16 protein-coding genes and 1 other RNA gene are annotated in these 18,787 nt (G+C 41.0%); 12 read left to right on the top strand and 5 right to left on the bottom strand.

Features of this window, described 5'->3' with window-relative positions; all coding sequences use genetic code 11:
- Window positions 1–139: 139 nt before the first annotated feature.
- Together B5Y67_RS15450 and B5Y67_RS15445 are read left to right on the top strand one after the other, a co-directional pair.
- Entirely contained in the window at window positions 140–2,116 is a 1,977-nt protein-coding gene (locus tag B5Y67_RS15450; RefSeq protein WP_088227325.1) for a heterodisulfide reductase-related iron-sulfur binding cluster, read from the top strand.
- A 238-nt stretch (window positions 2,117–2,354) separates the two neighbouring features.
- Window positions 2,355–3,269 carry a helix-turn-helix transcriptional regulator gene (locus tag B5Y67_RS15445; protein WP_088227324.1) on the top strand — a complete coding sequence of 305 codons (915 nt, stop codon included), beginning with the start codon at window positions 2,355–2,357 and terminating at the stop codon, window positions 3,267–3,269.
- Between the two features lie 64 nt (window positions 3,270–3,333).
- Here the strand turns inward: B5Y67_RS15445 and B5Y67_RS15440 are convergent, their stop codons facing one another.
- The 3 genes from B5Y67_RS15440 to B5Y67_RS15430 form a co-directional block, all read right to left on the bottom strand.
- The gene (locus B5Y67_RS15440) at window positions 3,334–4,524 is read right to left on the bottom strand and encodes an ABC transporter ATP-binding protein (protein ID WP_088227323.1); all 1,191 of its coding nucleotides are present in this window, start codon (window positions 4,522–4,524) and stop codon (window positions 3,334–3,336) included.
- A gap of 143 nt (window positions 4,525–4,667) precedes the next feature.
- Window positions 4,668–5,462: an ABC transporter permease gene (locus B5Y67_RS15435; RefSeq protein WP_088227322.1), complete on the bottom strand. Its 795-nt coding sequence runs from the start codon at window positions 5,460–5,462 to the stop codon at window positions 4,668–4,670.
- Window positions 5,463–5,611: 149 nt separating this feature from the next.
- A complete protein-coding gene (locus B5Y67_RS15430) occupies window positions 5,612–6,616 on the bottom strand; it encodes an extracellular solute-binding protein (protein WP_088227321.1) in 1,005 nt (334 codons plus the stop codon).
- Between the two features lie 540 nt (window positions 6,617–7,156).
- Here B5Y67_RS15430 and B5Y67_RS15425 point away from each other — a divergent pair.
- The 7 genes from B5Y67_RS15425 (at window position 7,157) to ssrS (ending at window position 14,127) form a co-directional block, all read left to right on the top strand.
- A complete protein-coding gene (locus tag B5Y67_RS15425; RefSeq protein ID WP_088227320.1) occupies window positions 7,157–8,953 on the top strand; it encodes an aldehyde ferredoxin oxidoreductase family protein in 1,797 nt (598 codons plus the stop codon).
- Window positions 8,954–9,103: 150 nt separating this feature from the next.
- Entirely contained in the window at window positions 9,104–9,328 is a 225-nt protein-coding gene (locus tag B5Y67_RS15420) for a MoaD/ThiS family protein (RefSeq protein ID WP_088227319.1), read from the top strand.
- Window positions 9,329–10,015, top strand: coding sequence for a HesA/MoeB/ThiF family protein (locus B5Y67_RS15415; protein ID WP_088227318.1), 687 nt, complete (start codon window positions 9,329–9,331; stop codon window positions 10,013–10,015). It begins immediately after the preceding gene.
- A gap of 27 nt (window positions 10,016–10,042) precedes the next feature.
- Window positions 10,043–11,284, top strand: a complete 1,242-nt coding sequence (gene glp / locus B5Y67_RS15410) for a gephyrin-like molybdotransferase Glp (protein WP_088227317.1) — start codon at window positions 10,043–10,045, stop codon at window positions 11,282–11,284.
- A gap of 35 nt (window positions 11,285–11,319) precedes the next feature.
- Window positions 11,320–13,227: a molybdopterin biosynthesis protein gene (locus B5Y67_RS15405; protein WP_088227316.1), complete on the top strand. Its 1,908-nt coding sequence runs from the start codon at window positions 11,320–11,322 to the stop codon at window positions 13,225–13,227.
- A 250-nt stretch (window positions 13,228–13,477) separates the two neighbouring features.
- Window positions 13,478–13,741, top strand: coding sequence for a hypothetical protein (locus B5Y67_RS15400; RefSeq protein ID WP_088227315.1), 264 nt, complete (start codon window positions 13,478–13,480; stop codon window positions 13,739–13,741).
- Window positions 13,742–13,943: 202 nt separating this feature from the next.
- A non-coding RNA gene (gene ssrS, locus B5Y67_RS15395) (6S RNA) lies at window positions 13,944–14,127 on the top strand.
- Window positions 14,128–14,205: 78 nt separating this feature from the next.
- Here the strand turns inward: ssrS and B5Y67_RS15390 are convergent.
- Window positions 14,206–14,721 (bottom strand): hypothetical protein, encoded by a 516-nt coding sequence (locus B5Y67_RS15390; RefSeq protein WP_088227314.1) that lies wholly within the window; start codon window positions 14,719–14,721, stop codon window positions 14,206–14,208.
- A gap of 144 nt (window positions 14,722–14,865) precedes the next feature.
- Here B5Y67_RS15390 and B5Y67_RS15385 point away from each other — a divergent pair, with 144 nt between their 5' ends.
- The 3 genes from B5Y67_RS15385 (at window position 14,866) to B5Y67_RS15375 (ending at window position 18,074) form a co-directional block, all read left to right on the top strand.
- A complete protein-coding gene (locus B5Y67_RS15385; protein WP_242975991.1) occupies window positions 14,866–16,026 on the top strand; it encodes a transposase in 1,161 nt (386 codons plus the stop codon).
- A gap of 407 nt (window positions 16,027–16,433) precedes the next feature.
- On the top strand, window positions 16,434–17,411 hold the full coding sequence (locus tag B5Y67_RS15380; protein ID WP_088227312.1) for a uroporphyrinogen decarboxylase family protein: 978 nt from the start codon (window positions 16,434–16,436) through the stop codon (window positions 17,409–17,411).
- Between the two features lie 153 nt (window positions 17,412–17,564).
- Window positions 17,565–18,074 carry a nicotinamide-nucleotide amidohydrolase family protein gene (locus B5Y67_RS15375; protein ID WP_088227311.1) on the top strand — a complete coding sequence of 170 codons (510 nt, stop codon included), beginning with the start codon at window positions 17,565–17,567 and terminating at the stop codon, window positions 18,072–18,074.
- Window positions 18,075–18,109: 35 nt separating this feature from the next.
- Here the strand turns inward: B5Y67_RS15375 and B5Y67_RS15370 are convergent, their stop codons facing one another.
- Entirely contained in the window at window positions 18,110–18,787 is a 678-nt protein-coding gene (locus B5Y67_RS15370; protein WP_088227310.1) for an isoprenylcysteine carboxylmethyltransferase family protein, read from the bottom strand.

Genomic DNA, 18,787 nt, shown 5'->3' with positions numbered 1-18,787 from the left:
CTATAGGATAGATAATGGTCGGATTTCGAAATCTAGTTCAAGAGCTTGATCAAAAATTCAGTTGTATAGTTGGATTTTATATTATAATTAAGGTGACTCAAATGAGTTTTCATTCAAAATCATAAATCGGAGGTTTCTAATGGGAGCAACAAGACCCTTGTTTTGGAACACAAACGGGGAGGGTATAATGTATCTTTGGGCCTTAGTATCCTTCCTGATTTTTTTAATTGGCACTGTTAAAAAGCTAAGACGTTGGGGACAAGGACGGTCAAGGCCATTTGATAACTTAGGCTATAGATATAAAGCGTTCATTTCGGACTTATCTATGCATAATAATCAAATTTTCAAGGGAACTTTTCGCCGCCTTATGCACCTGGGTATGTTTTATGGCTTTTTGATTTTACTGATAGGAACAGTAATGATAGGACTTCAAGTGGATTTTAAAATACCAATATTTTATGGCATAAAGTATCTGGTTATTAGCTTTTTAATGGATATATTCGGACTGCTGGCGACGATAGGAACACTTATGGCAGCCTACAAACGTTATATCACCAAACGTGACCATTCTGATTATACGTTTGACGATGGCTTTTTGCTTTTTCTGGTTTTTGCAATTCTTTTAACGGGCTTTATTTTAGAGGGTTTAAGGATATATGTTATCGGTGACAGTTGGGCAGTATGGACACCTGTCGGGCTATTTCTCTCATTTTTAGCCAAGAAATCCGGATTATCAGTTAAAGCGGCCCACTCAATTTATACCGGCTTATGGTATTTTCATATGATTATAGGTATAGGACTTATTGCGTATATTCCATACTCAAAACTATTTCATATGATTGCATCTTCACTAAATATTATCCTCAAACCTTCATCCTCTCTTGGAACTTTGACCACGGCTGATCCAATCACAGAACAAGAACATGACACTGGAGTTGCCCGGCTAAAGGATTTCAGCAAAAAACAACTTATTGAATTTGACGCTTGTGTTTCCTGCCTGAGGTGTCAAAAGGGATGTCCGGCTTATGCAAGTGGAGATCCCCTTACGCCAAGAGGGATGATTCAGGATTTTAAAAGACACGCTAACTCGAAAAATATAGCTGAGACTTTCGAGATTCCCTTAATTGATACCATAATTTCCAAAGAGACGTTATGGTCTTGTACAACATGTGGACTTTGTGAAGTTAAATGCCCGCTCAATATGGAGCATATTAAAAGAATTGTAGATCTGAGACGCAATCTAGCTACAATGGAAACTGGCTATCCTCTTGAAGTTTATACGAAATTCGATAATATTGCTCTAAAAGGTAACCCCTGGGGATTAAGCTTCTGTTTCGATGAAAAGGAATATTTAGGCAGAGGAACATCGGCACCTCTTCTTAGTAAGGTAAAGCAAACAGATATTTTGTATTGGGTAGGATGTTATGGGACATTTGACTCCCGCAATTTAAAGGTTTCCCAGGCAATGATTAAAATCTTAGAACAGGCAGGGGTAAATTATGCCATCCTAGGTAAGGAAGAAGAATGTTGTGGAAGTACGGTAAGGCGATTAGGAAATGAAAAACTTTTTCGACAGCTGGCCCTTGAAAATATCCAAAACTTAAATCGATATGAGTTTAAAACGATCGTTACTCATTGCCCACATTGTTTTCATACCCTTAAAAACGAATATTCAGAGCTCGGAGGACAGTATAATGTTATGCATCATTCAGAGCTAATTGCAGATCTTATCAAATCAGGGAAAATTAAACCACAAAAGGCCAATCAATGTAAAGTCACCTTTCATGACCCATGTTATCTGGGAAGGTATAACTCGATTTACGAAGCACCTAGGGCTGTTTTAACTTCAATTCCCGGACTGGAACTGATAGAGATGAAAAAAAGTAATCGAAACATGGCATTTTGCTGCGGAGCCGGGGGAGGCCGAATATGGATAAAAGACAAAGAGAAGGAGGGTATTAGCAGCCTCCTTATGAAAAAAGTGCTTAGGACCAATTCAGATCTTCTTGCCAGCGCCTGTTCCTTGTGTTTATTAACACTAACTAAAGAAGCGCAGAATTCCGAAAAGGTGATCGAATGTCAGGACATTGCTGAAATTGTGTATAATTCTCTTTAGCCACCTTTGGGTATTAAACATAAACTACGGCTTTAATCATTCTGAGAGACTATATTATGTTAGAGCAAAAAAAGAAGTATTTGATTTTCAAGATCATTTAATATATCATAAATATTGGGACAGTGTCTTCATTATTCAGGTTCAAGCTAAACCCTTACAGTTTAATTTGCCGTATTGATTTGCTTTTTAGACAACCCTATTAAGTTCACGAATTATGATTATACAGAGGGTGACTACATTGAGTCAAACACTGACTCCGGTTGAAGCAGCGAAAATACTAAAAATCTCGACGTACACCATGTATGAGCTGATAAAACGGGGAGAGATTCCTGCTCAGCGCATTGGCCGACAACTTCGGGTAGATCCTGCTGTACTTGACCATTATTTACACGGAACAATGAGTAACTATAAAACTTCTAAGACTATACCATCGGAGAATCTGACACAACCAAGTCTTTGTTTTATTGGAAGTCATGACCCGGTCGTAGAACTACTCTTTGAATTTCTTAAGCATAATGCGATTCCCATTGAAACGTCACTTTCTTTTAGAGGAAGTATGGACGGGCTAATTGCACTTTACAACGGGGAAGCAGATATTACAGGGATACATCTGTGGGATAACGATTTACGAGATTATAATATTTCTTACGTCCGTCATATTATCCCCAATGAATCTGTTTGCATTGTAAACTTAGTTCAACGTCAGCAAGGTTTCATCGTGGCTTCTGGAAATCCTCTCAATCTAGAGACATGGGACGATCTGACTCAAGTAGGGGTTCGTTTTGTTAACCGCCAGAAAGGATCCGGTACTCGTTTGCGAATTGACTCATTCTTACAAGCGAAAAAAATCTCACCTGATCGAATCCAGGGTTACGCTCACGAAGAAACTACCCACTCGGCCCTTGCCTGTCTTATCGCTAACGGACAAGCCGATGTGGGCGTTGGAGTAAAAGCCGCCGCAAAACGACTTGGCCTTGATTTTATCCCGCTATTCCAAGAAAGATATGATCTAGTCTGTTTGGGTAAGACAGCAAAAACATCTATTTGGAATCAGTTGCTTAATACTTTAGGATCTCCAGGATTTATCCAGGCCGTTAACCAGCAGACCGGATACGATACTTCAATGACAGGGAAAATTCTATTAAATACATAATTGAATGTTGAAGGCAGGGTATAATTTTAGAAGAAATTATACCCTGCCTTTGATTCGTACGTATTTAATCCTTTAGCCCTTTTTTGATAAGATGGAGCGAAGTTGATGGGAACGTCACCTGCACATACTGTTGTTCAGTTAAATTGAGTTTCTCGATGTTTTGATGGTTCTGATAAGCTGTTATCAAAAACGGTCCTTCCATTTGAAGCCTATAGACGATACCCCAGGGTACGATATCCTTTATAGTTGCGAAAATTTTATCGCCATTATCTATGAATTGTTGTTTAGGGGATCTGGGTTGAATAATTAAATCTTCCGGACGTATCCCAATCAATACTTGTTCTCCAAGTTTAACCTCTTGATTCGTAATGATTGTAAAGGCGGTGGATGAACCGTCGGTCCCTATAACTTGAACACTAACCAGTGAGCGTCTGTCGCTCTCCGGGTGTAGTTCAATAACCTTACCATCAAATAAATTTTCCATGCCGACAAATTTGGCAACAAAAGGTGAGTTAGGATGGCGAAATATCTCGTCATGAGTTCCTGTCTGAGCTAATTGCCCATTTTCCATAATACAGATAAGGTCTCCCAAGGCTGAGGCTTCCGCTTGGTCATGGGTAACATAAATTGCTGTGAGAGATAATTTATGTAATAGTTCACTCAATTCTATTTGCAGCTCTTCTTTAGCCCGAGCATCAAGAGCTGACATGGGTTCATCGAATAAAAAAATCCGAGGGTTTCTAACCAGGGCCCTACCCAAAGCCACACGTTGCTTTTCTCCTCCGCTTAATCCACCAATAGCACGATCGGTTAGATGATCGATGTGAAGCATCCTCATAATTTGTCCAACGTCTATCTTGGATTCTTTATCGTCAGCCGGCGTTCTTCTATTGCGAAACCGAAGTGAAAATAGAATGTTTTCGCGCACAGTAAGGTTAGGAAAAAGGGCATTATCTTGGAACATAAAACCGATTTTTCTTGCTTCCGGGGGAAGCGCAGTTATGTCTTGACTGTCGAGGAGAATTCGTCCGCTCTGTGGCCGGCTAAATCCGGCAAGAGCATCCAATAATATTGATTTTCCAGAACCGCTTGGGCCGAGGATAACTGCTACTTTGCCTGTCGGTACATTCAAGCTAATATCTTTAAGTCTAAAACTTCCAATTTGCAGCGTAAGATTTTCAACCTGGATAGTCATAACTTCAACAGTACCTTTCATTTTTAATGGCATAAAATCGATTCTCTTATTTTTATTCAATCGCAAAACTCCCACTTCAAGTGGGAGTGGTTCCCATACCTTGCTTCGGTGGAGGTAGAGTCCATCCTGCAGCGCGATAGCATCTGTTATGGGCTAGGCGCTTTCAGCGAAACTGTCCACAGGATATTAGCTGAACGAGTTCACTAATTCTTATGATACTGTTTTAGCCTAGGCTTGTAGGCAAAATATCGGAAAAGTACAAACGTGGAAAGAGTGATCAACAACAAAAGTGCTGCTGCTGCTGCGGCTTGTTCTATACCCCCGCTAAGGAAGAGTTCGTAAATTTTGACCGGTGCGGTTTGCGGATAATAAGCCATGACAATTACTGCCCCGAACTCGGCAATGGAACGAGCATAGGTAAGTACAATCCCTGTCAGGATACTCCGTAATGAGAGAGGAAGAGATACATGTAAAAAGACTTGTCTAGGAGTAGCTCCTAAAGTACGGGCTGCTTTTTCTAAACGAATATCAATACTCTCAAAACCTTCCCGAGCAGCATTAATCATGTACGGCGAGCTGACAAACAGCATTCCTATAATAATACCTAAGGAACTCCCCCAGAAACTTAAACCAAAATGTTGGGCTATTCTGCCAATAGGACCATTTCTCCCAAAAATGAATAAAAGGGATATACCGGCCACCGTATGGGGTACCGCTAAAGGTAAATCTACAATCGCTTCAATAACTGCCTGGTGAGGAAATGAACGTCTTGCTAACAGATAAGCTAAGGGAGTCCCCAATATAGCGGCTAATAAAGCCGTTATGACAGCAGTAATCATACTTAAATAAATTGAAGCCCGAACATCCTGCATCCCGGCAACATTCACAATTGATGATAAAGGTTGAGTAAGAAAAAGATTTACTAAAGGGATGAGGGTAAAAGCCAGAATAATACTGCCAACTAACCAAAATAACAGAAAAAATATACGGTTACCCACCCGAAACTTCCTCCTAGGACCATTTATTAAAACATTGTATTATTACCAATAAGTAAATGCAAAATATTATGCTATCCTACGAATTTGAAATTACCATAATACGTCAACACATCAGATAGAGTTAAACTCCATCTGATGTGTTTTTATAACTATTTTTGCGGCCAGGAGCTGACTAACGAACTTAAAGAGGAAGGGACTTTGCTGACATCATTGGCATAAGGCTTAGGCAGCATTCCGAAACCGTCTTTTTGGAAGATTGCCTGCCCTTCAGGTCCGAAGAGGAAAGCGGCATATTTCTGCGCCCAATCTGCGTTTGCAGCATTATTGGGTATGGTCAAAGCGTAAACGATTGGCATGCCGGTCAGATTTCCATTCTTTGTTTGTACATTGGCTTCTTTGTAGGAATCGGCATATTTAGGATCACTGAGGTTAATTTGGGCTGGTAATTGTAAGTATTTTAATCCATGCTGTAAGGCATCAGATTTATAGATTGCTAAATAATCAATCTGTCCGGCTTGAAGAGCACTTAAAAGCTCAGTTTCTGTATCGCGGATATTTGTTGCCGGAGCATTGGCCAGAATATTCTTGGCTAAGTCAGGAGCTTTATAGTATTTCTCAGCTAGATTTAACATTTGTAAGGTTTGATAGCCGGAAGGATCAGTGTCAGGATTCGAGCGACCAATTTGCACACCTTTTTCAGCAAGCACTTGATACCAGTTATCCGGTGTTATTTTATCGTGGCCTTTGCTTTGATTCGTATAAACAAAGGTAATTTCATTGCTGGCAAAACCAACATACCAATCGGCATATTTTTGCTGACCATTGCTGCCAAACATGTATTTAGGGATAACGGTATAATCGGCTACTGCCACTAGATCAGCCGGCTGTTTCAAATCCGTAACTTGTTTAACCATCTTAACACTGCCGCCAAATTGAGGATGTACGGTTACGTTAGGATACTTCTTTTGAAAAGCTTCATCAACTTGTTTAAACGGCACTGTTAAAGTTCCTGCCGCTAAAATGTTTAATGTCACTTTTTTATCAGGAGTGGAGCTGCTGGTTCCGCCTGAACTGCTATTTCCGCTACTTGTACCGCACCCAGTGAGCACAGTAAGGATAGCGACTAGTAATAATGGTATTATTCTTTTTTTCATTTCTCTAACTCCTCCCAAATTAAAATATTTTTACAATCAGTCACCACTAATTCTTTGTACTTAAGTTTTAAGGCAACATTAGTGGCTACCTGCTTATCTATCAGATAGTATAACCTCCAATATATTTGGCCGTCAATAATTAAGTTTGGTTTAATTTAATATAATTTGGTTTAATTATAATTATTTTGATTAAATCTTGTTTCGCTTTTTGATTTAATGGTCAAAAATGTTTAAGTTTGGAGCAGTTTGAATTCTGGACTGTTCTAATTTGGAGCACTATTTAATTTGCGTTACCTCACAACAATTTTAAGAATTGATTTTGCAAAGTTGTTTTGAATTTAATCTAATTTGATTTAATTTGTTTTAATTGGATGTATTTTGGTTTGGATTGATAAATATTCAAGCAAGTCAAAAAATTATTATAACACTTTATATTGGCATTAGAATTGCTTTATATATTTGTCATATTCGTCTTAGTTAATTTGTTCAACTATTATAAAATTTTTGTGCTGAAATAAGATAATCATGAGGAGGAAGATTATGGTTGGTTATACAGGAAAAATATTACGTATTAATTTGACAGAAGGGAAAATAACTACGGAGCCTTTAAATATGGAACTGGCTAAAAAATATTTAAGCGGTCGTGGTCTTGGCGGAAAAATGTGTTTTGATGAAGTAGGCCCTGATGTGGATCCGCTTTCACAAGAAAATAAGATATTTATTTCTGCAGGAGTTCTGACAGGTACCAACGCTCCCACAGGCGGACGTTACATGGTTGTCACAAAATCTCCTCTTAATGGAGCCATTGCGTCTTCCAACTCGGGCGGATATTGGGGAGCACAATTAAAGTTTGCCGGTTGGGATATGGTAATCTTAGAAGGCAAAGCGGTAAATCCACAATATATATCCATTCTCGATGATAAAGTAGAAATTAAAGATGCTGCTCATCTTTGGGGACAGGATGTCTATGCCACCACCGCTGCTCTCTTAGAGGAATTTGGAGATCCAAAAGCAAAAGTTTTAACTATTGGCCCTGCAGGTGAAAACCTTTCCATGAACGCAGCGATCATGAATGATAAATTTCGTGCCGCCGGGCGTAGTGGTGTAGGTGCTGTAATGGGTTCGAAGAACCTCAAAGCGATCGTATGCCGTGGAACAGGCAAGGTCGAAAATGCTAAACCGGATGATATGAAAAAAGTTCTCCGTTCGGCTTTAGCTAAAATTAAAGAAAATGGTGTAACAGGTCAAGGACTTCCAACATATGGGACAGCTATTCTTGTTAATATTATCAATGAGAGCGGAATATTTCCTTTCAAAAATTTTCAGGATTCCTATGATCCCGATGCCGATCTGACCAGTGGCGAAACAATGACCGAAAAGCATTTGATCAAAAAAGACCCCTGTTTCCGTTGCCCCATTGCTTGCGGTCGTTATAACAAATGGAAAGGCGGAGAAGGTGGCGGCCCTGAATACGAAGCAGTATGGTCCTTTGGCGGAGACTGCGGTGTTCATGACTATGATGCGATTCATGTTGCCAATGACTTATGCAACAAACTAGGTATGGATTCGATTTCAGCTGGTTGTACCATAGCAGTAGCCATGGAACTTGTTCAACGTGGATATATTAAGCAAGAGGAACTGGAAGGGGTACCTCTGGAATTTGGAAATAGCCAAGGTATGGTTGAATGGACACGTAAAATGGGGTATGCCGAAGGTGCATTAGGAGCTAAATTGGCTGCTGGTTCTTATCGCTTGGCTGAAGCGTATGGTCATCCGGAACTGTCTATGTCAGTTAAGAAGCTCGATATTCCGGCATATGATCCACGCGGTATCCAAGGCCATGGACTTCAATATGCTACAAATAATCGCGGCGGTTGTCACGTTCGAGGATACATGGTTTCTCCAGAGATTCTTGGTTTACCGCAAAAACTGGATAAAGACTCCCTTGAAGGAAAAGCTGGGTGGGTTAAGATTTTTCAAGATCTCACGGCTGTGATTGATTCTATTGGAATGTGCTTATTCACTTCGTTTGCCTTGGGGCTCTCTGATTACACCGAAATAATCAATGCTGTGACAGGATGCAACTACACGGATGAAGAAATCCTGCAATGTGGAGAACGAATTTGGAACCTAGAACGCTTGCAGAATTTGCGCATAGGCATGACTAAAGCAGATGACACACTTCCAAAACGTTTATTAGAGGTTCCGATTCAATCGGGAAGTTCCAAAGGAAGTGTTCATAGATTACCTGAACTTCTGCCTGCTTACTATTCCGAACGTGGCTGGGACGAAAATGGCGTACCAACTGCCGAAACTCTTGCAAAATTAGGGATTTAGCAGGGTATATCTTTGATTGACTCGATAATACTGTATGCTACCTCAAATGGGGGATCTTTATGGTCCCCCATTTGAGGTAGTATGATTTTGAGTAATTCAATGTGGACAAGACTTTGCGATCAAATCATGGATTAGAATGGAGGACAGAAGGTGCGTGTAATCGTTAAATTGTTCGCTACATTTCGCGATGGGCGTTTTAAGGTCAGAGAGTTTGACTTTCCCGAAGAAACATGCGTTCTTGATGTTATCCAATCCTTAAACATTACACCTGAAGAAATAGCCATCTGTTATCGTAATGGGAAGGATGCCAAGCCAGATACTGTGTTGCATAATGATGATACCTTGGCGCTATTTCCACCAGTAGGAGGGGGATAAATGGTTTTCGAAGGCCGGTATCGTCGTAATAAGAAAACATTAACCGATGAGGATCAGCAAAAATTAGCGAATTCCGCAGTTGCAATTGTTGGCTGCGGTGGTTTAGGGGGGCATATTGCCGAACAACTTGCCCGTATTGGGGTTGGCAAATTAATCCTTTTTGACGGTGATCGTTTCGAAATAAGTAACCTTAACCGCCAAATCATGGCTACAGAGCTTAATATCGGACAGTGGAAAGTAGAAGCAGCACAGGAACGATTAAAAATTGTAAACTCTGAGATCCATGTTGATGCTATTAAAGGCTGGTTTAGAGAAGATACCGGTCCCGAACATTTACAGGGAGTCAATCTCGTGTGTGATGCCCTTGATTCCAGAGAAACTCGTGTTATGTTGGAGAGGGTCTGTCACCAAATGAATTTGCCTTTGGTATATGCCAGTATCGCGGGTTGGTATGGTCAGCTGGGAGTGAGTTTGCCGGGGGATTTTAGTGCTCAGTGGTTATTCGGACGCGGAGGTAATGGTGTTGAGAAGACTTGGGGTAATCCAGCGTTTACACCTGGAGTTTTGGCTTGCTTAAGTGTTGCTGAAACTGTAAAAATACTTATTGGGCGCCAGCCCTCTTTGAGGAATGCTTGGCTGCAAGTTGATTTGCTAACCATGGAATTTGAAAGGTTTAAGATTAAGTAATTTTGGAGGAGAAGGAGTTAATGAGACATGGGAAGCAGCAGTGAACTTTTTAAAGTCAAAACATTAACAGAGGCGATCGAAACCTTAAAACCCTATGTTCTCTCCTTATATCAACACGTTGAAAAGGTTTCTTTGGAAGATTCATTAGGACGTATTGTAGCCCGGGATATACCGGCGACCTGTGACCTGCCCCATTTTCGCAAATCAACGGTGGATGGAATGGCTGTTCGGGCTGTGGATACGTTTGGAGCCAGTGAGAGTATGCCGGCCTTAATCCAATGCCGCGGGGAAGTGCTCATGGGCAAGGCTCCTGCGGAACAATTAGAGAAGGGGATTGGCATTTTAATCCCCACAGGAGGAATGCTTCCGGAAGGTGCAGATGCTGTTGTAATGATTGAGCATCTCGAAAACTTTGGGGATGGACTTTATGGTGTTACTAAGTCTGCTGCACCTGGGGAAAATCTTATTGATATTGGAGAGGATCTGAGTAAAGGAGAGGTTATACTTCCGGAATTTACTCGAATTAGAGCACAAGAAATGGGGCTTCTGGCTTCTCAAGGGTTAGTGACCGTCCCAGTTTTGCCACGATTCCGAGTTGGGATTCTTTCTACCGGTGATGAAATTATTCCGCCGGATCAAATACCGCAGCCTGGCCAGTCAAGAGATATCAATGGCTATACATTACTTGGGCAAGCCATTGCTTGTGGTGCCGAAGCTCACCACTATGGTATTGTCAAGGACGACTTAGAAAAAATGCGCACAATATTAACTACGATGTTACAGGAAAACGATATAGTTCTGCTCTCCGGCGGGAGTTCCGTTGGTTCGAGAGATCTTTCTGCTCAGCTTATTGACGAACTTGGAGAGCCAGGGTTGCTTTTTCACGGCTTAGCATTACGACCAGGTAAGCCTACTATTGGCGGAATCGTGGATCAGAAACTGATTTTTGGGCTCCCTGGTCATCCAGCCTCTGCGATGGTCGTATTTGATACAATTGTCCGTCCGTGGTTAGATGCCTCTGTTTTACATCCTAAAACCGAGCCCTTGCCTAAGGGAACAATAACCCAGAATTTATACTCTGGGAGTGGCCGGGAGGAATTTATTCGAGTCCAACTTAGTTCAAACGGAGAAAAGTGGGTAGTTGAACCGATTCGTGGAAAATCCGGTTTAATACGGACGATGGTTCTGGCTGATGCTCTAGTACACATCGGCTTGGATACGGAGGGTATAGAGGCTGGAAATGATGTCTATTTTCGGCTTATCCGTTAACTATGGATAACTGATGGAATGGGGGTAAGATAATCGTGGAACGCAGAATATATCTGAAAAGTATGGCTTGGCAAGAAGGGCTGTCTTTAATGATGGAAAAGCTTGCGGAATGCTGTGTGCCTAAAAATGAAATTGTGGATAGTTGTTCATCTTTACATCGAGTTACAGGTACTATTGTTCGCGCTAAGAGAAGTTCGCCTCATTTTGCTGCTTCGGCGATGGATGGCTATGCTCTTAGGGCTAAAGATACCTTTGGGATTTCGGAGCGCGAGCCGCGTTGGTTAGAACTTGGGGTCCAGGCGGTTCAAGTCGACACAGGAGACCCTATACCTCAAGGGATGGACGCGGTGGTTATGCTGGAAGATGTATTGCAAGTAGGTGAACGCGGCATCTTGCTGCAGGCTCCAGTCGTTCCCTGGAACCATGTTCGGCCGGTTGGCGAAGATCTTGTAGAAGGAGAAGTGCTTCTCCCAATACATCATCTCATTCGTCCTCAAGATCAAGGGGCATTATTAGCCGGTGGGGTTTTGCAAGTCGAAGTTCGCCGTAAGCCGCGAGTGGGGATTTTACCGACCGGAGACGAAATACGTCCACCTGAGGCAGAACTACAGATAGGTGATATTGTGGATTCAAATTCCCGTGTGCTTGCTTCTTTAGTTCAAGAATGGGGTGGAGAAGCTACAGTATGGCCGATAACGCCGGATCAGCCATACTTATTGGAAGAAGCTATGCTGCAGATGGCCGAATCGCAAGATATTCTGGTCATCATCGCAGGATCCTCACAGGGACGCGATGACTATACGGCCCAGTTAATTGAAAAACATGGTGAGCTATATCTTCATGGTGTTGCAATCAAGCCTGGTAAACCGGTTGCTCTTGGGGAAGTTCAGGGAAAGCCAACGATTGGCATCCCTGGTTACCCGGTATCTGCTTTTCTGACTGCCCATTTGTTCTTAGAGCCTTGGGTCAAGAATTTGCAGGGATTAAGCAAAATACCACCATCGACCCTCGATGCAGTTATCAGCAAGAAAGTCTTCTCCTCCTTAGGAAGTGAAGAATTTGTCAGGGTTAAAGTAGGAAAGGTCGGCGATCGTTGGGTTGCTGCTCCTTTGAGCAGGGGGGCAGGCGTGACCATGAGTCTGGTTAGAGCAGATGGGATACTTCGGGTTCCCCGCTTGCAGGAAGGGTTTCATGAAGGAGAGACTGTGCCCGTTGAGTTACTGCGGCCTGTCACCGAGTTAGAGGAAACCTTAGTTTGCATTGGATCCCATGATCTTACTCTTGACGTTTTGAGCAGTCATATGAAGGCCAGGGGAGGAAATGGAGGATTAGCCTCAGCGCACGTTGGCAGTCTTACCGGAATTTTGGCTTTACGCAAAAGGGAAGCACATTTTGCAGGAATTCATTTACTCGATCCGGAAACTGGGGACTATAACCGCACATATCTACAGCGCTTCTTGCCGGAAAGAGATGTTGCCTTGATGAATTTGGTATACAGAACGCAGGTTCTTATTGTACCCAAGGGAAATCCTCTTAATATAAGAACCTTGGAAGATTTAGTCCGGCCAGGGATTCGATTTATAAATCGTCAGGGTGGATCTGGAACTCGAGTATTATTGGATTACCTGCTTCAGAGGCAAGGTCTTAATAAAGAACAAATTATAGGGTATGACCGGGAGGAATTTACGCACTTAGGTGTTGCCGTAGCGGTCGCTTCGGGATCAGCGGATGTGGGGCTGGGCATTCAAAGTGCAGCAGAAGCTCTGGGCTTGGATTACATTTTTATTGGGGAAGAACGCTATGATCTGGCGATACCCATTGAATATCTTGAAGAACCGCGTATGCAAGCAATGATCTCGGTTGTTCAAAGTAAGGATTTCCAAGAAGCTGTCCTTGCTCTTGGCGGATATGACGTTAGGGAAACCGGAATATTTTATACGTGATTAAAAATGAAAAGCTGGCGCAAACTCTAACGCTAGCAGCAGCTTTGGTGCTCTTATGCTTTGAATGCATTCTTAATTTATTGAGGGATTATATAACGGTTTATTATATCAAATAGTGGATCAATCGAGGCGATCGAGAGAAGTTAAGGAACTTCTCTTTTTTCTCCAGCAAATTCCCTCGACACTCTGGTTAATTTAGGCAAATTGGTGAAAAGTATTTAACCAACTAACTAACAGGAGCTGTATCGAAATGATATTTGCCGAAAAAGCACTAGAAATGAGAGGAATCCGGAGGGTGGAAATAATTGACTATTTTAAAAGTATGAATGGAGAAGAAGTCAGCGATGGGAAATTTATTGTTCGCGAGTCGAATGTCGAAGTAAGCGAAGAAAGTTTTATTCACATAGGCTCATTTAAGCTTCCAGCGATAAAAGTTAAGTTCCGTGGCAACAAGGAACTTATAGAACCCTTAATTTTGGCTTTCAGTTTAAACTTTTTACGTGCTGGAGGATAAATGAAATTGATAATAACGTCATGATTGATTTATCAATGGAATTCCACAGAATAAATTAATCATTCCCCCGGCGAAAAAGGCGGACCGAAAACCTTGGGAGAGCTAATTATCGATGCCAGTTTGTGATGGAAGGCAAGATCATATGTTAACCATAAATTCCCTAATTGCTTTTTAAACTTAAACTTGTTATAATGAACTTCCAACAAACCTGCGATGTGCGAAGATCTGATTTGGTTTTGATCCTATTTGAAATTTCGGGAATTTGAGAAACTTACTGATTAGGTCAGGCCTCTGCTTTTAGAGGAAGGCTGAAAAGTAGGGTGAAAATGCCCACCTGCGAGAGCGGGGTAAAAACCAAATAATCTAAACGGCTTTGCGGGGAATTTAATTGGTGAAATGAAATCCAGAGCAACGAAATGCTCTGGATTTTTTCTTATAAAAGAAATTGGCAATGCGTTATAACATTATTTAAGTTCAATCAGATCACTTAAATAATAAACCCTCTCTTCTTTCCCTGTTCCGAGTTTATCCCAACTTATTCGAATTTTATCGTCAGCAAGTAAATCTTTAAAGAAATAAACGCTTTGCCCGTTAAGATAGACCTCTGCACTTTCGGTATATTCTGCCTTCAGCTCATTTTTGTTATCTTGCTCGCTATACCCTCCGCTTAAATCAATAACTTTTCCTCCCTTTGCAATTGTTTTCGATAGGTGTTCAAAGGTTATCTTTCTATTTTTAATTAGAGCTAATGGTTCTGTATATTTGATTGCTATACTTACGTTTCTAAAATCATCTATTTTTGAAGAAGCAAATGATTCATCCTTACGTTCCTTAATTCTATTATAGTCAGAAATAGTGATCGGCCTTATCGCTGCTGTTATTGATATTTTTGGTTCAATAAACCTACATAGATATGCAAATACTCCGATAATTAAAATAACTAATGTTAATATGATACAGCTAAGATATAAGCGTCTCATGGTTTTCTCCTCCTATCCAAAACTGGCATATAAGTACAATATCCTATATTAAATATTATACGAAAGTGAAAAAATAAAAGAATAAAAGAATTTTCATCAGAAGGATATCTAAAATATATGTGGAAAGCATAAAGGAATTTATAAGTGGAATTATCTGGGGATTTATTCAGCGATACATTGCGGAACAAAAAACAAGGGGGTGAGCATTTGCAAATCACCATAAAAATCAAGCTACAGCTGACAAGTGAACAACGTCAGCTACTCAGTGAAACTACTAAAGAGTACATACGCTTGGTCAATCAGGTTGTTTCAGACTTCATTTCAGCAGACGCGCATCTCAAATATTCAAGTAAAGATGTAGTGGCGATCCTACCCAGTGCCGTTAAAAATCAAGCCATTCGAGAGGCCAAGAGTGTTTTCACGAAGTACAAAAAAACGGTTAAAGCAAACGCCAAACTAAAACCTGAAGAACAGAAAGAAATTAAAGTCCCTATACTCAAAAAAGCGGTAGCTATCTGGAACAATCAAAACTATGCGATTAAAGGCAATATATTCTCGTTTCCTGTAATTATTGACGGCAAATCACAGCGTCTTGAGATTGAAGCTATCCTAACGAATTATCAGCAAGAACGGCTGATCGGTAAATTGGGCAGCCTTAGAATAACGCAAAAGTCAGGTAACTATATGGCTCAAATCGCTGTCGAAGCTGCTAAACAACTCAATATAGCCGATAAGGTTATGGGTGTTGATTTAGGGCTTAAAGTTCCTGCTGTGACTACAACTGAATCTGGTAAAACCAAATTCTTCGGTAATGGCAGACAAAATAAGTTTATCAAGCGTAAACATCGGTCAGTTCGTAGAAAACTCGGCAAACTGAAGAAACTCAAAGCTATACGAAAACGCCATGATAAAGAACAACGTTGGATGAAAGATACTGACCATAAAGTGAGCCGACAGATCGTGAATTTCGCGAAAGAAAACAATGTGGAAGTCATTCGATTAGAAAAACTTTCTGGTATACGCCAGACGGCAAGAACAAGCCGTAAAAACGAGAAGAATCTACATACTTGGAGCTTCTATCGCCTAGCATCGTTTATCGAGTACAAGGCCTTTCTGGCAGGTATTCGAGTTGAATACGGCAATCCTAAATACACTAGCCAAACATGCCCGTCTTGTGGTAAACGTAACCATGCTAAAGACAGAACGTATCAATGTGAATGTGGATTTAAGGCTCATCGAGATCGAGTTGGGGCGATTAATATAATCTCAGCAACTGTGGTAGCTGGTAACAGGCTATCAGCCTAGAGTACCATTGTGTACTGCTCTAGGACGGGCTAATGGCATAGCCCTGAACTTGGGGTCATACTCCGACACTAGAAATAGATTTTGGTTTAATCACCCAAGAATCCCACCGGCTTCAGCCGTGGGAGTGTCAAATACTGGGAAGCACTTCGCTTGTTAATAATCTCTGCCATTCTATTTGGTAAGATTGGCTATAATGTTTAATGACGAATAATGGGGATGTTATCTTGCTTTAGTTAAATCTTTCCGCAATTTGGATATTGTAACCAAAGACATCTTGTATTTTGACGTGTTTCGGAAGATAATAAAATCGCTATACATATTCAACACATTGCTATTTTAAACCTGCTTGTGGTGGCTGTTGAAAATCTTCGAATCTAATCTGAAAGTAGTAATAAGGAGGCCGAATCATGTTAACCCCAAGACAGAATTTGTTAGAAACAATCAGAGGTGGCAAACCTGATCGTTTTGTCAACCAGTATGAATTCATGGAAATAATCATGGAAACCCGTTTTGATAAAAAGCTTCCGATCGGAGGGGAGGGCATAAACAGCTGGGGAATCACTTATAGATGGCCCGAAGGACAGATCGGTCAGTTTCCTGTGCATGATGAAGAGCACAAGGTATTGAAAGATATTACCGAGTGGAAAAAGTACGTCAAAGCACCAGTGATCTCGACGTCTGATGAATTCTGGGCTCCAGCCGTAGCGCATGCCAACTCTGTGGACCGCAATGAAAAATTCGTGACAGCGTTTGTTGCACCCGGAATCTTTGAACAGTGCCATAATCTCATGGGCATGGAAGATGCTCTGATGGCCTTATATGAAGAGCCAGAAGCCATGCATGAACTCATCGATTACCTAGTTGATTTCGAGCTGGCTTATGCAAAAGAAATAATCAACCACATCCATCCCGATGCACTTTTTCATCATGACGATTGGGGCAGTCAGAAAAACTCGTTTATTTCTCCGGAAATGTTCGAAGAGTTTTATTTACCCGCTTATAAAAAAGTCTACGGTTTCTATAAAGCCAATGGCGTCGAACTTATCGTACATCACAGCGATTCCTATGCCGCTAACCTCGTTGACTATATGATTGAAATGGGAATTGACATCTGGCAGGGAGTCATGACGACCAATAACACGCCTGAGCTGATCAAGAAATACGGCGGGAAAATCTCTTTCATGGGCGATTTGGACAGCGGTACCATCGATTTCCCGGACTGGACGCAGGAGATCTGTGGGGAAGAAGTTAGAAGAGCCTGTACAAATTGCGGAAAGCTTTACTTCATTCCCTGTTTAACCCAGGGCTTGGGCGTTAGTTCCTTCCCCGGTGTCTATGATTGTGTTAGCGCCGAGATTGATAAAGTAAGCAAGGAAATGTTTTAGTGGAGAAAACCTCCGAAGCCATCTCCGGAGGTTTTCTCTTCATGGTGCGCAGAACTTTACTAGCTTAAGACATAAATTTATAATTTGTCCCAGAATAGTTTTGAAATATCTTTTGATAAGGTTGGCGATCATTCCTAAGGAGGTGAAGTTTTTATGAGTGCAAAAAAGGTTGTAGAGCTGCTTAAAGAGCTGTCTGCAACCATCACAACTGTTGAGAGTTGTACAGGAGGACATATCATTTCCACGATTACAGATGTAGAAGGAGCATCAGATGTCACTCCAGGGGGTTATGTTACTTATTCAAACCGCCAAAAACTAGCTATTGGAATTTCTGAAGATATTATTGAGAACTATGGTGTATATAGCTTAGAGTGTGCAAAGGCCATGGCTGTTGTTGGTCAGAAGAATACCCAAGCTGATTTTAGTGTTGGGGTAACCGGAACCTTCGCAAATATTGATTTACATAATGAAGGCAGTGAACCGGGGGTTGTCTATTTCTCAATAGTGTTCAAAGCGGAGCAAGCAATCGCTGAGAAAATAAATGTCCCGATAATGGAGAGGCATGATCAAAAACAATTTGTTACAGAAATCGTGCTAAAAAGAGTGGTGGATGTTCTTGAATCGATACATAAGGCGATATTAAATTTTAAGGTCAACGTGTAACACCCTACTGGAGCGTTCTGAACGTCTTTAGATATTTACCAAAGTAAAGGTATTAAATGATAACGAACCTTTTTACAATATTCTGTATAACCTGAGAGGTTTTTAGATAGGAATTTTTCCTCATCCAAAAGCCGAAGAACAATGGTAAGGATTAACGGCATTACAAAGAGTACAGCCCAATATGAACCTAAAGCAATAGGTGAAAATATCATCATGAGTATTGCCCCAGAATACATAGGATGACGCACTAACCTATAGGGTCCTGTTGAAATGACTTTCTGATTTTTATCTACTTCAATTATAGCGGAAGTATAGCTGTTCTCTTTGAAAACCAGAAATACTATGTAAAATCCTAATAAAACAAAAACATTGGCAAACAAACTAATATTTAGGGGTACACGGGACCAATGAAAGCGAAAATCAAGCCCTGCAAAAATGAAAATAAAACAGAAAAACAAATTTGCCAGGGCTTGTATCGCTTTCTGGCTCTTTTCCTTCTCGGCGGTTGCTCCTGCTTTGAGACGACGTCCCAACAATTGCGGATCCTTTTTAAATAAGTATAGAGTTATAAGTATTACCGAAATTGAAAATGTTAGCAGGTAGATCCAAGCCTGCAGGTAATTAATTGTCCATGCAGGTAAAAAAACAAATGCAGCCAGAGCAATTATAAGCATTATAAATCCGGCTAATGTTCTACCTAATAAGTTATTCAT

The sequence above is a fragment of the Desulfosporosinus sp. FKB genome (genome assembly GCF_002196705.1).
GTDB lineage: Bacteria > Bacillota > Desulfitobacteriia > Desulfitobacteriales > Desulfitobacteriaceae > Desulfosporosinus.
This window is presented reverse-complemented; position numbering and strand designations above follow the sequence as displayed.

Excerpts from the sequence above, each read along its gene's own strand:
- B5Y67_RS15390 (WP_088227314.1), bottom strand. The coding sequence starts at position 14,721 with ATGAGACGCTTATATCTTAGCTGTATCATATTAACATTAGTTATTTTA.
- B5Y67_RS15370 (WP_088227310.1), bottom strand. The coding sequence starts at position 18,787 with ATGAATAACTTATTAGGTAGAACATTAGCCGGATTTATAATGCTTATA.
- B5Y67_RS15400 (WP_088227315.1), top strand. The coding sequence starts at position 13,478 with ATGATATTTGCCGAAAAAGCACTAGAAATGAGAGGAATCCGGAGGGTG.
- B5Y67_RS15415 (WP_088227318.1), top strand. The coding sequence starts at position 9,329 with ATGGTTTTCGAAGGCCGGTATCGTCGTAATAAGAAAACATTAACCGAT.
- glp (WP_088227317.1), top strand. The coding sequence starts at position 10,043 with ATGGGAAGCAGCAGTGAACTTTTTAAAGTCAAAACATTAACAGAGGCG.
- B5Y67_RS15450 (WP_088227325.1), top strand. The coding sequence starts at position 140 with ATGGGAGCAACAAGACCCTTGTTTTGGAACACAAACGGGGAGGGTATA.
- B5Y67_RS15375 (WP_088227311.1), top strand. The coding sequence starts at position 17,565 with ATGAGTGCAAAAAAGGTTGTAGAGCTGCTTAAAGAGCTGTCTGCAACC.
- B5Y67_RS15430 (WP_088227321.1), bottom strand. The coding sequence starts at position 6,616 with ATGAAAAAAAGAATAATACCATTATTACTAGTCGCTATCCTTACTGTG.
- B5Y67_RS15425 (WP_088227320.1), top strand. The coding sequence starts at position 7,157 with ATGGTTGGTTATACAGGAAAAATATTACGTATTAATTTGACAGAAGGG.
- B5Y67_RS15380 (WP_088227312.1), top strand. The coding sequence starts at position 16,434 with ATGTTAACCCCAAGACAGAATTTGTTAGAAACAATCAGAGGTGGCAAA.